The sequence below is a fragment of the Reichenbachiella carrageenanivorans genome (assembly GCF_025639805.1).
In the GTDB taxonomy this organism is placed as follows: Bacteria; Bacteroidota; Bacteroidia; order Cytophagales; family Cyclobacteriaceae; genus Reichenbachiella; species Reichenbachiella carrageenanivorans.
In genome coordinates this window covers 338,235-353,086 of sequence record NZ_CP106735.1, presented here as the reverse complement: position 1 = coordinate 353,086, position 14,852 = coordinate 338,235, and the positions used below count along the sequence as shown (strand labels likewise).

At 41.2% G+C, this 14,852-nt stretch carries 15 protein-coding genes; 8 read left to right on the top strand and 7 right to left on the bottom strand.

The features are described from left to right. The first annotated feature begins 5 nt into the window (after nt 1-5). The gene (locus N7E81_RS01450) at nt 6-491 is read left to right on the top strand and encodes an RNA polymerase sigma factor (RefSeq protein WP_263051505.1); all 486 of its coding nucleotides are present in this window, start codon (nt 6-8) and stop codon (nt 489-491) included. Continuing rightward, the gene (locus N7E81_RS01445; RefSeq protein ID WP_263051504.1) at nt 472-1,059 is read left to right on the top strand and encodes a hypothetical protein; all 588 of its coding nucleotides are present in this window, start codon (nt 472-474) and stop codon (nt 1,057-1,059) included. The genes N7E81_RS01450 and N7E81_RS01445 overlap by 20 nt, the downstream gene beginning before the upstream one ends. A gap of 1 nt (nt 1,060) precedes the next feature. Here the strand turns inward: N7E81_RS01445 and ytxJ are convergent, their stop codons facing one another. From ytxJ to N7E81_RS01430, 3 genes are all read right to left on the bottom strand, one after another. Beyond that, complete coding sequence (gene ytxJ, locus N7E81_RS01440; protein ID WP_263051503.1) at nt 1,061-1,414, bottom strand: bacillithiol system redox-active protein YtxJ; 354 nt, start codon at nt 1,412-1,414, stop codon at nt 1,061-1,063. 2 nt (nt 1,415-1,416) lie between these two features. Further along, entirely contained in the window at nt 1,417-2,610 is a 1,194-nt protein-coding gene (locus N7E81_RS01435) for a hypothetical protein (RefSeq protein ID WP_263051502.1), read from the bottom strand. A 178-nt stretch (nt 2,611-2,788) separates the two neighbouring features. Further along, nucleotides 2,789-4,765 carry an alpha-ketoacid dehydrogenase subunit alpha/beta gene (locus tag N7E81_RS01430; protein ID WP_263051501.1) on the bottom strand — a complete coding sequence of 659 codons (1,977 nt, stop codon included), beginning with the start codon at nt 4,763-4,765 and terminating at the stop codon, nt 2,789-2,791. 162 nt (nt 4,766-4,927) lie between these two features. On the opposite strand from N7E81_RS01430, the gene N7E81_RS01425 reads away from it, so the two are divergent. Next, the gene (locus N7E81_RS01425; protein WP_317624059.1) at nt 4,928-6,166 is read left to right on the top strand and encodes a M16 family metallopeptidase; all 1,239 of its coding nucleotides are present in this window, start codon (nt 4,928-4,930) and stop codon (nt 6,164-6,166) included. Here the strand turns inward: N7E81_RS01425 and N7E81_RS01420 are convergent. From N7E81_RS01420 to N7E81_RS01405, 4 genes are all read right to left on the bottom strand, one after another. Further along, nucleotides 6,163-6,801: a thioredoxin family protein gene (locus tag N7E81_RS01420; protein ID WP_263051500.1), complete on the bottom strand. Its 639-nt coding sequence runs from the start codon at nt 6,799-6,801 to the stop codon at nt 6,163-6,165. The genes N7E81_RS01425 and N7E81_RS01420 overlap by 4 nt on opposite strands. An 8-nt stretch (nt 6,802-6,809) precedes the next feature. Continuing rightward, nucleotides 6,810-7,307, bottom strand: a complete 498-nt coding sequence (locus N7E81_RS01415) for a TlpA disulfide reductase family protein (protein ID WP_263051499.1) — start codon at nt 7,305-7,307, stop codon at nt 6,810-6,812. A gap of 297 nt (nt 7,308-7,604) precedes the next feature. Beyond that, on the bottom strand, nt 7,605-9,380 hold the full coding sequence (locus N7E81_RS01410) for a chloride channel protein (protein ID WP_263051498.1): 1,776 nt from the start codon (nt 9,378-9,380) through the stop codon (nt 7,605-7,607). Between the two features lie 75 nt (nt 9,381-9,455). Further along, entirely contained in the window at nt 9,456-11,156 is a 1,701-nt protein-coding gene (locus N7E81_RS01405; protein WP_263051497.1) for a M61 family metallopeptidase, read from the bottom strand. A 210-nt stretch (nt 11,157-11,366) separates the two neighbouring features. On the opposite strand from N7E81_RS01405, the gene rpmH reads away from it, so the two are divergent. Genes rpmH through N7E81_RS01380 form a run of 5 tightly spaced genes read left to right on the top strand, consistent with a single transcriptional unit; the run spans nt 11,367 to nt 14,833 of the window. Then, on the top strand, nt 11,367-11,525 hold the full coding sequence (gene rpmH, locus N7E81_RS01400; RefSeq protein ID WP_263051496.1) for a 50S ribosomal protein L34: 159 nt from the start codon (nt 11,367-11,369) through the stop codon (nt 11,523-11,525). 28 nt (nt 11,526-11,553) lie between these two features. After that, on the top strand, nt 11,554-11,955 hold the full coding sequence (rnpA, locus tag N7E81_RS01395) for a ribonuclease P protein component (protein ID WP_263051495.1): 402 nt from the start codon (nt 11,554-11,556) through the stop codon (nt 11,953-11,955). A 27-nt stretch (nt 11,956-11,982) separates the two neighbouring features. Further along, nucleotides 11,983-13,629 carry a S41 family peptidase gene (locus N7E81_RS01390; protein WP_263051494.1) on the top strand — a complete coding sequence of 549 codons (1,647 nt, stop codon included), beginning with the start codon at nt 11,983-11,985 and terminating at the stop codon, nt 13,627-13,629. Nucleotides 13,630-13,640: 11 nt separating this feature from the next. After that, nucleotides 13,641-14,318 carry a tRNA (adenosine(37)-N6)-threonylcarbamoyltransferase complex dimerization subunit type 1 TsaB gene (tsaB, locus tag N7E81_RS01385; protein ID WP_263051493.1) on the top strand — a complete coding sequence of 226 codons (678 nt, stop codon included), beginning with the start codon at nt 13,641-13,643 and terminating at the stop codon, nt 14,316-14,318. After that, on the top strand, nt 14,318-14,833 hold the full coding sequence (locus tag N7E81_RS01380; protein ID WP_263051492.1) for a DUF2480 family protein: 516 nt from the start codon (nt 14,318-14,320) through the stop codon (nt 14,831-14,833). Before tsaB ends, N7E81_RS01380 begins: the two co-directional genes overlap by 1 nt. Nucleotides 14,834-14,852: the final 19 nt, after the last annotated feature.

Here is a 14,852-nt window from a genome sequence, read left to right as displayed (position 1 = left end):
CGCATATGAAGTCAGACTTTCAAGGATTTTTAGATAATAATCATCGCATCATTGCGAAGGTCTGCCGAATATATACAGATAGTACGGATGATTTCAACGACTATTATCAAGAGTGTATCGTACAGCTTTGGCGGTCGTTTGACTCTTTTAGAGGAGCCTCTAAGCTGTCCACATGGACCTATAGAGTATGTCTCAATGTGTGCTTGTCTCAATTGCGTAGCAAAAAAAGGACGATACCTACAGAGAATAGGGAGATTCCCGATGTAGTCGATGAGGATAGTGCCCTACAAGAGGAGCGTATTCAGGAACTATACAAGGCAATTAAGTTGTTGAGGGAGTCAGATCGAGCGATTATTCTTCTCTATTTGGAAGAGAAAAGCTATAAAGAAATGGCGGAGATATTGGGTATCACCGTGACCAATGTAGGAGCTAAGGTGAATAGAGTAAAGACACAGCTAAAAAAGATCATCGATGAAAGATTTGGATATTAAAGACATTTGGAAGGGGAGTGGTGTGGTAGATGAAAGTGCCTTCTCTTTGTCTAAGATAGAGGGCATGATCAGTAGGGGATCGCACAGTCTTGTACGGAGATTTGTTCGTGCGCTTACCTGGGAGATTTGGATCAATCTGATTGTGCTGACGATAGTCGGTGTGCGGTTGTTGGTGGCTAGAGAGTGGTTAGGTGGTGGTAGCGTTTTGGTTCTCGATGTGGTGTTCTATCTGTATTATAAAAAATTGATTGATAATCTGAAAAGTGAACAAATAGACAGTACGGTGTTGGCTTACCTATACAACGTACAGGCACAGATCAGGCAGTTTATTAGGCATTTAAAAATAGCTGTATTTGGGATCTCTGTTTTGGCCTGCTTACTAGTTATATCTATCCATGCGAATGGATTTTATAATGTAGAACTGGGCTCTAGCCGTCTGCTTTTATCTCTTGGTGCAGGATTGGGTTTGGCGGTGCCTTTTTCATTTTATTTCATCCATCTGATGTATGGAAAAAAAGCTAAAAAACTGGCTCAAATGATCGATTCGCTAGAAAGCGAAGAGGCCTGACTTATACAGTAGTCAGGCTCTCAAATACTCTCTTTATTTCGTGATAGGCAATGCCCATGTGCGAGTTGTGATAGATGCATTTACCATCTGAGATGATCAATACCTGAGGGGATTCATGGGGGACGTCGAAAGTGACCGCAATGTAGTCGGAGATGTCTCTATGCTTTATCAAATCTAAATGGTAGATATCCATGGAAGCCATTTCTTTTGCGTTCCATGCACGCTCTAGTCTGTTTTCGGCCATACCACTGACGCTGCATCTGGTGCTGTGTTTAAATAACATCACAGGTTTGTCTGCCGATGATAATTTGATTTGATCAATTTGATCTTTCGCTGTTAAATGATTCCAGTTCATAATTAGTTATTCCAAATTTCAATTTCGTCCTTGTCGAACTTCGCTTTCTTAGTTTTTTTCTTAACAGCATCAGGTTGGGTTTTGTTCCCGTACATGCGCACCCACATCACATTAAATTTTCTTTTGGTATTTCGTACCGTACGGCTCTTGTAGTATTTGGCAGATAGATAGTTGGCACTTGGGTGCATATCTCTCTTCTTTCGCATTTTTTTAGTTTTCAATTCGAAATTGGATACTTGCGAATTGGGAGAAAACATCATGGACTTGTTCTTGTATTTCTTATAGCTCTTGATGTTTTTGTTGTGCTCGCCAGCATGATTTGGCTTTTGCACCTTTTCTTTAGTTGCCCCTGCATACTGAGATCCTGGCCCAGGTTTGTGCTTGGCTGGCTTTCTGTAGAGGTTAAACCCTGGTAGAAATCCTTTTTCTCTATTGCCAGCAGGTTTAGTACGGGAGTAGGTAGGTGGTGTGGTAAACCTTGGCTTGACGATCACTACTTTGCCAGCTTGCTTCCATTCAGAATACCTTGGGTTTATGGCTTTTCCTTTGACTTGTCCAGCATTGGTTTGTGTAAATCTTGGATTTATTTTTTTGCTTTTCACTTGTCCAGCTGTCATAACAGAAAACCTTGGGCTTATTTTTTTTACTCCACTTTGTCCTGCATGAGATTGTGTATATCGAGGGCTTATTTTTTTACCTTTCAGATGGCTCGTGCTTGGTGGGCTAAATCTCGGGGCAATTTTCTTTCCATCTACCTGTCCAGCATTTATTATTGAAAACCGCGGAACTATTTTTTTATTATCGCTTTGTCCTGCGTTGCTCTGTGTATATCTAGGATTTACTTTCTTCCCTTTGACTTGCCCAGCATTGTTTTGGGAAAATCGAGGGCTAACCTTTTTGCCCTTTACTTGTCCAGCGTTGTTTTGAGAATATCTGGGGCTAATTTTTCTGTTTCTGGCTTGGCCAGCGGTGGTTACGGAAAACTTAGGATTCACCTTTTGCTTGCCACCTGCCTTGGTGGCTGGGGTAGTGGATCTAGTTTTTCTTGCGGCTATGGTTTTGTGCTTGCCACTTGGTTTTTTAACCTTCGATTTTTTCTTGAATTGTAGAAATCCAGACTCTCGCTTCGCGGTTTTGAGCTTGTTTCTGTCGGTCAGCAATTGCGCATAGGACATCTGGCTGGAGGCTAAAATCACACCCAATAACACTAAAAAAACACACAGCCGCTTGTTTAACATATATCCTCTCTACGCAATATAAACGGGAAGTTAATAAATATATTGAACTCAATATAAGTGGTTACAAAGTACGGGTTTTGTTGACAGAAATTCACCTCAACTTTCTTAAAGTTCAAAAGAATCAAGAAGATTAATTTTAATAGTGAAATAAGGATTGAATCTTAGCTTTAAATCGGTCTTTGGGTAGAAAATTTTGTTCTAAACTTGGTGCAAATGGTACGGGAGTATCCAAACTGCCTTCACGCATGACTGGTGCATCTAAGTCTTGAAATAGATGCTCGCTGATCCATGCCGCTAGCTCAGCTCCAATCCCACCTGTTAGGCTGTCTTCATGTAGTACGATTACTTTGTTGGTCTTTTTTACGGTGGTAGTTACAGCCTCTTTGTCCCACGGGAGCAAGGTGCGCAAATCCAGTACATCAGCAGATATATCAAGCTCGGTGACTATCTCTTTCGCCCAGTGCACCCCCATGCCGTAGGTGATAATAGACAAATCGTTGCCAGACTGGGTAAGCTGAGCTTTTCCTATTTCTACGGTATAATAGTCATCGGGTATTTCTTCAGATATTGCACGGTATAGCGCTTTGTGTTCGAAATACAGGTATGGATTGGGGTCTTCTATGGCTGCGTTTAATAAGCCTTTGGCATCGTACGGGTTAGAAGGGTAGACAATTTTTAAGCCTGGGGTGTGAAAGAACCAAGCTTCATTGGACTGTGAATGAAAAGGGCCTGCCGCTACGCCTGCGCCAGTAGGCATGCGAATCACTACGTCGGCATTTTGTCCCCAGCGCCAGTGAATTTTGGCGAGATTATTTACGATTTGATTGAAACCACAGGTCACAAAATCTGCAAACTGCATTTCTACCATGCTTTTTATGCCTTGGATAGAAAGCCCCAGTGCACTGCCTAAAATGGCAGATTCACATAGTGGAGTGTTGCGGACACGTGCCTCGCCAAACTGATCTACAAACCCGTCGGTAATTTTGAAAACCCCTCCGTATTTGCCAATGTCTTGACCCATGAGTATCATTTCTGGGTGTTTTTGCATGCTTTGGCGCAAACCATCAGAGATGGCATCGATGAATCGTTTGTTTGTTTTGTTTTTCGTTTTAGGGAGAGTAATCTTTTGCCGGTGAGAGGCATACAGGTCGTTGATCTCGTTGCTGGTAGATGTAGCAATACTTCCTTCGTCGTTGGCTGATTTTAGGCCGAGGTCTATCTCTGATTGCAGCGCATTAGTAATTTCGTTTTTTAAAGTTGCCGTAAGGATATGCTCTTTTATAAGATATTGTTTGAAATTGTCCACGGGGTCTAGTTTGGCCCATTGGTCTTGTATCCCTTCGGGGTAATATTTAGTACCGCTTGCTTCTTCATGCCCTCTCATCCGGAAGGTCATGCATTCGATTAAATAGGGTTCGTTGTTTGTTTTGATGGCTTCCGAAATCTCTGAAATGGCGTGGTACACTTCCAGTAGATTGTTGCCATCTACTTGTTTGGTTTTCATGCCATAACCAGGCCCTTTGAGAGTGAAAGAATCGAAATTAAATTGTTGAGCACTGGGTGTGGATAGACCCCAGCAGTTGTTTTCTACCACGAATATTACGGGCAACTGCCATACAGAAGCCACATTGAGAGCTTCATGAAAATCGCCTTCGCTAGCTCCTCCGTCACCAGTAAATACCAGTGTAGATTTCTTGTTTTTTCTTAGCTTGTGAGCCAATGCAATCCCATCGGCAATGCCGAGTTGAGGACCTAAATGAGAAATCATTCCGACTAGATGGTGAGCTTTCGATCCAAAATGAAAGGATCGGTCTCGGCCTTTGGTGAAGCCACTAGCCTTGCCTTGAAACTGAGCAAATAATCTGTGCAGTGGAATGTTGCGTGCCGTGAATATTCCCAGATTTCTGTGCATGGGTAGGATATACTCGTCGGGTTCCATTGCCAAGGCAGCGCCTACAGATATAGCTTCTTGCCCCATGCCAGAAAACCACTTGCTGATTTTACCTTGCCTGAGTAGAATGAGCATTTTTTCTTCGATGAGCCGAGGAAGTAATAGAGATTTGTAAAAGGAAATCAGTTGGGTGTCGGTGAGTTGCTTTCGGTCAAATTTCATCAGACAAGCATTGGGTTGTAAGGTGGATTTTAGGCTCTGTCAATCACAAATCTAATCGTTTGAAAGGCTTGGGGAATGTATCTGGTAGAAATTTTATCTAATCTATCAATATCGTGAAGATTAAAAGGATTGCATCCTATTTTTACCACCAGAAGGAAAATTATGAAATACGAGAAATTTACACTTGATAATGGGCTGCAGGTAGTGGTGCATGAAGATCATTCCACGAAAGTGGCCGTGCTAAACGTGTTGTACGATGTAGGGTCTAGAGATGAAGATGAAAACAAGACGGGCTTTGCTCATTTGTTCGAGCATTTGATGTTTGGTGGTTCTATTCATATCCCTTCTTATGACGAACCTTTGCAGAAAGTGGGTGGCGAAAACAATGCTTTCACTACGCCTGATTATACCAATTATTATATTTCAATACCTTCTAATAATCTGGAAACAGCTTTTTGGCTGGAGTCTGATCGTATGTTGAGTTTGGCATTCGATCCACAATCGCTAGAGGTACAGCGAAAAGTGGTGATCGAGGAGTTTAAGCAGCGCTACTTGGATCAGCCTTATGGCGATGCTTGGTTGAATATGAAGCCTATGGCATATAAGGTGCATCCATATCGGTGGAATACCATAGGTAAAGAGATTTCACATATCGAGGATGCAACCATGGAGGATGTAAAGAGCTTTTTTAATAAATTTTATATTCCTAATAATGCGATTCTAGTAGTGGCGGGCGATGTGACGGTGGGGCAAGTGAGGCAACTGTGTGAAAAATGGTTTGCCCCGATTGCTAGTGGAGCAGACTATCGTAGAGACTTGCCACAGGAGCCAGCTCAAGAAGAGTGCCGAGAGCAGACGGTGGTAGGTAATGTGCCTATGGATGCTTTTTATCGAGCATATCACATGCCTGATCGTTTAGACGAGAGGTATCATGCAATAGATTTACTCAGTGATATATTGGGTAGAGGCAAGTCATCTAGGTTATACACGGCCTTGGTCAAGAGGTATAATTTACTCAACTCTATAGGAGCCAGTATTACGGGTTCGGTTGAGGCTGGTCTTTTGGTGATATCTGGTAAGCTCAAAGAAGGGGTGACCTTTGAAGAAGTAGACCGTATTGTCGACGAAGAAATAGATCGATTGCTCAAAGAAGGCCTAGAGCCAGAAGAGCTTGATAAAGTAAAAATGCAGGCAGAATCGTCGCATGTATTTTCAGAAGTAGAGCTACTCAATCGTGCCATGAGTTTGGCTTATTATACACTTCTTGGGGATACAGAATTGGTGAATAAAGAAACACTAGCTATCAATGCTGTGACGGAGGAAGAATTGCTGGCAGAGGCAAAAAAAATGTTGAGCAAAATCAATTGCTCAACATTATATTATAAGAGAAAGGAAGCTTAGGCTTCTTTCCATTTGATGGTGCACCCTATCGCTTTGGTGAAGTTTGTTTTTACTGCTTTTCCGGCAAGGAGGCTGTTCACTGCCTCTTCCACATATTTTTGTGAGGCAGCATCGGCATCCTTGTGGTTGTTGTCGATGGCTCCGATATAGGATACGATCAGTTTCTGTGCTTTTTTACTCACTATGTATACATGGGGTGTGCGTGTAGCTCCGTAGGCTGTGGCGATGGCTTGGCTTTCGTCGTATAGATAAGGGAAAGAGAAGTTTTTGTCTTTCGCTCTTGCAATCATTGCATCAAAAGAGTCATCGGGCTGTTTCGTTACGTCGTTAGGGTTGATTGCCAATACAGGATATCCTTTGGAAGCATATTTCTGATTGAGTTCATTGATGCGTTCTTCGTACATTTTGGAAAATGGGCAGGTGTTGCAGGTGAATATCACTATAAAGCCTTTGGCGTCTTTATAGTTAGCCATAGAAATCATTTGCCCGTCCACATTCTTTAGTTTGAAGTCAGTGGCGGTGTCGCCTACCTTATAGCCAGTATTAGCTTGTGCAAGAAGGTTATTGAGACTAGTGGCAAGGAGCACGGTGGCTATGGCGATTAGTCGGAGAGTTAAAAGTGTATTTTTCTTCATCTTATAAGTTATTTAATAAAATTGAGATAGACTTTTTCTAATTCGTTTTCTGTGAATTCTTTTTCTATAAATATTCTTTTAGTGTTTTTGCTAGTCATCATTAGAGTAGCGGGTATCGCACCACTCCAAGCGGGATCTACTTTGTCTATAAAAGAGTTGTAGTCAGTTTCGTCTAGTAGATAGACATTGGCCTTTATGTTTCTTTTTGTAAGAAATGGAATGAGTTTGCTATCTAGATCTTCTACAAAATCAAAACTGATCAGACTCAATTCTAGGTTTTCTGAATTGTACTTTTCGTATAAATCTAGGAATTGGGGGAGTTCTTTGATGCAGGGGCGGCACCAAGTAGCCCAAAAATTAATTACTTTGTTTTTTTCAGAAGGTGTTGAGATAAGTTTTGCCAAATCTGGATATTTGATTACCTCTACGCTTTGCGCATTGGAAAAATCCAGAAATACAAAAGTAAAAAGCAAGAAAAAAAGGAGTCTACGAGTCAAGTGTTTCATATAGGTATTTAACATCGGTGAACTATAAAAATAACCTAATGTACTCAGAAATAGATGCTTACTCTTTGATATTTTATAAAATATAAAATTCGCAAAATAGTACTATTGTAAGAATTTGGTAAAGTTATCCACAAAATCAAAAGTTATCCACAATGTTTAATTGATTGGGTGTAATCAATTGGAAAATAGGTGGTTATGTATATGTTCTGTTAGGTGTGATGTGGAAAAGGTTGGTCAGGACGGCCTTGAGGCTGCATTAGATCCGTGAATAGTGCAAAGTATTAAAATAGGACGTATTTACTCTTTGTCCTGATTGATGAGCTGCTTTCTGTAGGCGCTGAAGATCCTTGATTTAGATAAAAATCCGATATATTTCCCTTCGTCTATCACGGGGAGGTTCCATGCTTGAGTTACTTCAAATTTGTTCATGACGGTTTGCATGGAGTCGTCAGGATGCACTTCGGCAGGAGGGAGTTGCATCACTTCTTTTACTACTATTTTCTTACGAGCTTCTTCGTCAAACATCTTTTCTCTGATGTCGTCGAGGGTGATGATGCCTTCAAGGCCTCCGTCGTAGTTGAGGACAGGAAATATGTTGCGCTTCGATTTTTTGATAAGCTTGATCATATCTTCTAGCTTAGCATCGTACTTGATAGTGAGTAGGTCAGACTCTATGATCTTATCTACTTTCATCAGACTCAGTACTTGACGGTCTTTGTTGTATTGGATAAGGTCTCCTTTTTCTATGAGGCTCTTGGTGTAGAGAGAGTACTTTTCAAAATAATTGATCGTGATAAATGAGATCGCACTGACGAGCATTAGCGGTACAAACAGTTCATAACCACCTGTTATTTCTGCAATTAAAAAGATAGCTGTTAGTGGCGCATGTAGTACACCGCTCATTACGCCGCACATTCCTACGAGAGTAAAATTACTTGTACTGATCGTGATAGGAAGTATGAAGTTGATTGTACGGGCAAATAAATACCCACCGATACCACCCATAAATAGGGATGGTGCAAATATTCCTCCACTACCTCCAGCACCAATCGTCAGTGCAGAAGCGACAGGTTTGACTACTAGAATGGCGAATAGCAGCAAGATGATGATGAGTGATTTGTCAGTGCCGTGATAAATGAGATTATTGTTAAATATATAATCTTCATTACCATTGAGGAGCTGTTTGATTGTGTCGTATCCCTCTCCGTAGATTGGAGGGAAAGTTAAGACAATCAAGGCCACACCGATTCCTCCTACCAGTGCTCGACTCCAATCGTTTGTTACTTTTTTTATGATGCTTTCGATAAGATACGTGAGGCGCGTAAAGTGTACGGACACAATCCCACACGTTACTCCCAATAGGATGTAATAGTGTACATGCTCTGCGAGGAATGGGTCTTTAAGTTTAAAAGAAAATAAAAGATCGTCGCCCAATAGCGAAAGGGAAACCAGAGACCCTGTTACAGAAGATAGTAGTATTGGGATAAATTTATTAATTGTGACATCGGTCAAAATGACTTCGATGGCAAAGATCACACCTGCTATGGGGGAATTAAAGATTGCTGAAATAGCACCTGACGCACCACAAGCAATTAAAAGCGTACGCTTTTTGTAATTTAGATGGGTGAGCTGGGCAAGGTTAGATCCTATGGCTGATCCTGTGACTACGATAGGAGCCTCTAGCCCTACTGATCCACCGAACCCAACAGTGATGGCACTGGTGAACATTCGAGAGTACATCATGGACCCTTTTACAATACTGGATCGTTTGGAAATGACATAGAGTATTTGGGTAATGCCATGGCCGAGTTTTTCTTTGAGGATATACTTGGCAAATATCATGGTGATTACAATACCAACGATAGGATAGAACAAGTATAAAAAGTCAAAACCTGAGGTGTAGATGTATTTTTTTAGCACTGCTTGTATCAGGTGAACAGACTCTTTGAGTGTCACGGCAGCTAAGCCAGCTATGAGCCCAACAATTCCACTCAGTATTAGGGCGAAATTATTGTTGCTGACAAACTTTATTCGCCATACCAAAAACTTGACGAGCAACGCGTTCAATTTCATTTCAGGAAGCAGATATTATTTTCACCACATAGAAAAGCATGAGCAAATGTACGGCTTTAGGCTGCGAGCCAAAATTTATTTTTGATTATTTGATAGCCAAAGGGATAAATTTTTTAGTTGTTCGTCAGATGCTTGAGTCTTTATGGCGATTTCGTAGGAGCTGAAATAGCTTTTGTCATTTGGTTCTAGGTTAATATCAAGCAGGCGAGCGCCCCTTTTTATGCGTACAAAGTTGGAAACGAGTACGTTGGCCTTTTCTGAGTGGAATGCTTCTCCATTCCATCTCAATATTTCATCACCTACGGACAATTTTTCTTCTGCGCTACTGCCTGGAGCTATTTCGCTGATCGCAGCTCCTTGACACCTGATTCCGAATTTGCTAGTCAGTGTTATGGGGTGAGGTTGGCTGATGAGCGTGCATCCTACGAAATCCAGTGCCTTTTGTAAGAGTGGTTCCAGAGAGGTTGTGCTTTCATATAAGGAAGCGAGCAACGACTGCAAATCTTGGCCTCCCACTTCCTGCAAAATTCGATAAACGTCCGCTTGGCTATACCCGCCTTTGTTGTAGGTGTGATTGGCGTATAGCCTTTTGATTACCTCGATCAAATGCGCCTCATGTTTGGTGTTTTTTCGTATCGTTAAATCCAAAATTAGCGCGCACAAGGCCCCCTTGACATAGATGGATACTTTTTTTGATGGAAATATATTCTTGTAGCCATCTACCCATAGATTCTGGCTAGATTGAATCAAGGTGCTTTCGAATCGGCCATAGTTTTCAAAATGTCTTTTCAGTAGGGTGTTTATTTCTTTGAAATATTCATCTTGTGTAAATACACCTGATTGTTTGAGGAATAGATCACCATAGTAAGTGGTAAATCCTTCAGTTACAAACCCTGTATCGGTCATGGTTTCAATATCAAACTGATATGGGGATAGTTCCGTAGGGCGAATTCTGGTTACATTCCATGCATGAAATAATTCGTGAGACGCCACACCCATCAATTTTTCATAATAGGCAGCGTGTTGCGATTCGTCATTAGGACCGAGTACGAGTACGGTAGCGTTTTGGTGCTCTACGCCATGGTAATGCGGATAGTCTAAGGATTGAATGATGAAATCATATTGCTGGGTAGGAGCACTTCCCATGGCTGTGATCTGGCTTTCGCTAAATTTTTTGAAGTCAGTAATGATTTCATCGTCAGTGAGTGGACATGCGCCTAGAATAGCAATGGTAAATAGGCATCCTCCTGCTTCATAATTGAGGGTCTTTAGATCTGGACTGGCAAGTAGTGGTGCATCCACCAATTGTTGGTAGTTTGCTGCTTGATATACTCCAAGTGTAGGGTTCGGCAAGCTACAGCTTACTTTGTAGTTTGCTGGAATGTCTATGACCAAATTGATTTCTTCTGTTTGATGTAGGTGTGTGTAGAATATGCAATTGATGAAGTTGATATAGATCTGATGATCATCTAAAACGGAATTTCCTGCATCCATTTTATTGGCATAGTATTGATAGCTTACCGTTATTTCCTTTGTTTGATTAGTAGCTACTCTCCATATGTTTGGGCGAGTTTTATGCCATTTCAGTGAAGAGCCGTTTTCATCCATGACCGAAAAACGTTGAATATTTTCCACAAAAGAGGCCAATTCATATCTGCCAGGCCTCCAAGCAGGCAGTATTAAATCGAGGGAAGCTTGTGTATTGATTTGGAATTTCAAATCAATATGTAGCAGGTGAGTGAGAGGATTCGGAAATGAAAGGCGACAGGTAATCATAGTTATTGGGTTTACTTTGCGCAAATATTGAAGAAATGGATCTGATATGTCAACCTAGAGAAGTATTATTATCTGATATTGGTCAAACTATCTGATTCAGACTTTGTTATTATCGAAAAGCTCTCTATTTTTGCACTCCATTTTTTCAAGCTGCGTCAGGATAGTAGTTAGGGGCATTTGGAAATCTAGAGATAAAAAATACTATAAAAGATGAAAAGAACATTTCAACCTTCTCAGCGAAAAAGAAGAAATAAGCACGGTTTTAAAGCCAGAATGGAAGACGCATCAGGAAGAGCTGTACTAAAAAGAAGAAGAGCCAAAGGCAGAAAAAAACTGACGGTTTCTGACGAAAGAAAGCACAAGAAATAAGAATCTTGGTTAGCTTTATTCCTTCTTGATGGAAGGAAAAAATCAAACATATAGAAATTGCTCCTTTCCGAAATCGGAAAGATTGAGTAGTAAAAAAATAATTGATGCTCTTTTTGCCAAAGGAGCATCTTTTTATTTTTATCCCTTCTCCGTACGGTTTCTTCTAGCGGACGAGCAGGCGAGCTGTCACCAATTGATGATTAGCGTGTCCAAGAGAAACTTTAAAAGAGCTGTAGATCGCAATCGTATCAAGCGATTAATGCGAGAGTCCTATCGGCTGCACAAATACCTGTTGAGTGATGTCTTGCCCGAAGGTAAATTTCTGGTGATTGCCTATATTTACACTGCGAAGGAAATCCATCCATATAGTTTTGTGGCATCTAAACTTGTCGATTCAATCAGTCGTTTAAAAGCCAAATTGGACAAGTAAACACAGGTTTGATAAAATTCATTTGATATGAAGAGAGTAGTAATTGGGGTAGTTGGAATAGTGTTGTTGGTAGGCTTGTTTTCATTCACTTGGCTTAGTGGCGATCATAGTTTCGAGATATCGAAAAATATCAACATTTTCGCGACTCTTTATAGAGAGCTCAATACACATTATGTGGATGAATTGTCTAGTGAAGAACTCATCGGAGATGGAATAGATGCTATGCTCAAGTCGCTCGATCCCTATGCAGCTTATATTTCTGAAGCTGATATTGAGGATTACCGTACCGCTACCACTGGTGAATATGGAGGCATTGGCGCTATTGTAGGAAAGAGACGTAATGCCAACACTGTGATCATGCCCTACGTGGGCTATCCAGCACATTCAGCTGGTTTGAAGATTGGAGATGAAATCTTAAAAATAGATAATCAGAATCTTGAAGGGAAATCGTCCATAGAGATCAGCGAACTGCTCAAAGGACAGCCAGGATCTGATATCGAATTAACGATCAAGCGCTATGGAATCGAAAAACCGTTTGATGTCTCCTTGACTCGCTCTAAAATCACCATTGACAATGTGATGTATTATGGCATGTATGATGAGACTACTGGTTTTATTAAACTGAGTGATTTCACCACAGATGCAGGTAGTGAAGTGAAAAATGCACTAGATAGCTTAAAAAGCGCAGGAGCAACCAAAATAATTCTGGACCTACGAGACAATCCTGGAGGTTTGTTAGACGAAGCAGTCAAAGTGGCTAATGTGTTTGTGGAGCAAGGCAAGGAAGTCGTGAGCACCAAAGGGAAAATGGCGTCATGGAATAAAACTTATTCAACACCATACCCTACCGCAGATAATGACATCCCATTAGCAGTACTAACCAGTAGATCTACAGCTTCGGCTGCGGAGATCGTGTCAGGAGTGGTGCAGGACTACGATCGAGGTATACTTGTCGGTACACGTACCTTTGGAAAGGGACTGGTACAGGCTACACGGCCATTACCGTACAACTCTCAGTTGAAAATAACCACAGCTAAATATTATATCCCAAGTGGTAGATGTATTCAGGCTATTGATTATTCTCATCGTAACGAAGATGGTAGTGTAGGAGAAATACCAGACTCTCTTAAAGTGGCTTTTAAGACGAGTAAAGGCAGGACGGTATATGATGGGGGAGGAATAGAACCTGATTTGTCAGTAGAACCACGGAAATTTTCTAATCTCCTTTATAATATGGTGAGTCAAAATTTAATTTTTGACTATGCCACTGAGTATGCCTTTGTACACCCTGAGATCTCAGCACCAAGAGCCTTCAATTTGTCGGATGAGGAATATTCGGATTTTGTGACTTGGGTCGATGGAAAAGAATTCAATCTGTCCTCGCAGATGGATGATGCCATAGTTGCCTTGGAGAAAATGGCCAAAAAGGAAAAGTACTATGATGGAATGAAACCAGCCATAGAAAAATTGAAAATAAAGGTAGGTACACTTAAAGAAAACTACCTTGAAACCTTCAAAGATGATATCAAATTCATGCTTGAGGAAGAGATTATTAGCCGATATTATTTTCATACGGGAATGATGGAGGCCAGCTTGGATCATGACCCAACAGTCATACAGGCTGCTCAACTATTGGCGGATTCCAAAGCTTATTCTAAAATTTTAAATCAATAAATTCTACTGCAGTGTCTTTAATACTCGGTATTGATACCTCATCTAGTAGTGGCTCAGTTGCATTGCTCCAAGAGGGCAAACTTATTGGGTCGCAATTGTATTCGATAGAAAAATCTCATTCGACACTGCTCCATGTCATGATCGAGCAGATGATGACCAATGCGGGTTGTCAAATGACAGATTTGTCTGCTGTGGCAGTGGCCGAAGGGCCTGGTTCTTACACTGGTTTACGTATTGGTGTATCTGCTGCAAAGGGTCTTTGTTTGGCCTTAGATATTCCTTTGATAGCCATCAATACGCTGGAGGCCATGGCTTACCAGCTTTATCGCCGATCTTCGGATCAGGGGCTCTACTGCCCAATGCTTGATGCACGTAGGATGGAGGTTTATGCGGCGCTTTACAATGACAGATTTGAGGTCGTGCTTCCTACAGCTCCAGTCATACTAAAAGAGTATGCCTATGAAGATGTGCTGGCTAGCCAACGTGTGCTGTTTTTTGGCGATGGTTCTGGCAAGTCTAAGGAGGTAATCACGCATCCGAATGCTTCTTTTGTAGACGATATTGTGCCTTCGGCAGATGAAGTGGCACTTTTAGCACATGCTAAGTTTAAAGTGCAGGCTTTTGAAAACGTTGTGAGTTTTGAGCCGTTTTATTTAAAAGAATTTAGAACCGCATCATCATTCAAATAATGGAAGGAGAAATAATAAATAAGGTAGCGAATAGTGTATTGATCAACTTCGATTTAGAGAAGTATTACGATCAGTCTCCGAGGGTGCAGATAGATATCAAAGATCAATTGTACAATGAGTTGGTACTCAGAGAAAAAGATTTTAGAGCCTTTGTAAAAGATCACAACTGGGAAGAGTATAAAAATAAAAATGTAGCGGTACACTGTAGTGTAGATGCTATTGTGCCTACTTGGGCCTACATGCTTTTGGCTTCTGCGCTAGAGCCATATGCCAAGGATTTTGCGTTTGGAGATCTGTCGCATTTGGAAAATCACCTTTTTCAGAAGGCTTTGGCCAAAATAGACCTTCAGGAATTTGAAGACCAAAAAGTAATCATCAAAGGTTGTGGAAAATTTCCTGTGCCAGCGTACGCTTACGTAGAGATTACAAGGCTGTTGAGTCCTGTGGTGTCGAGCCTTATGTACGGCGAAGCCTGTAGCGCTGTACCAATCTATAAAAAGCCCAAATCAAAGTAAGCACAAGTTTTTTCAAATC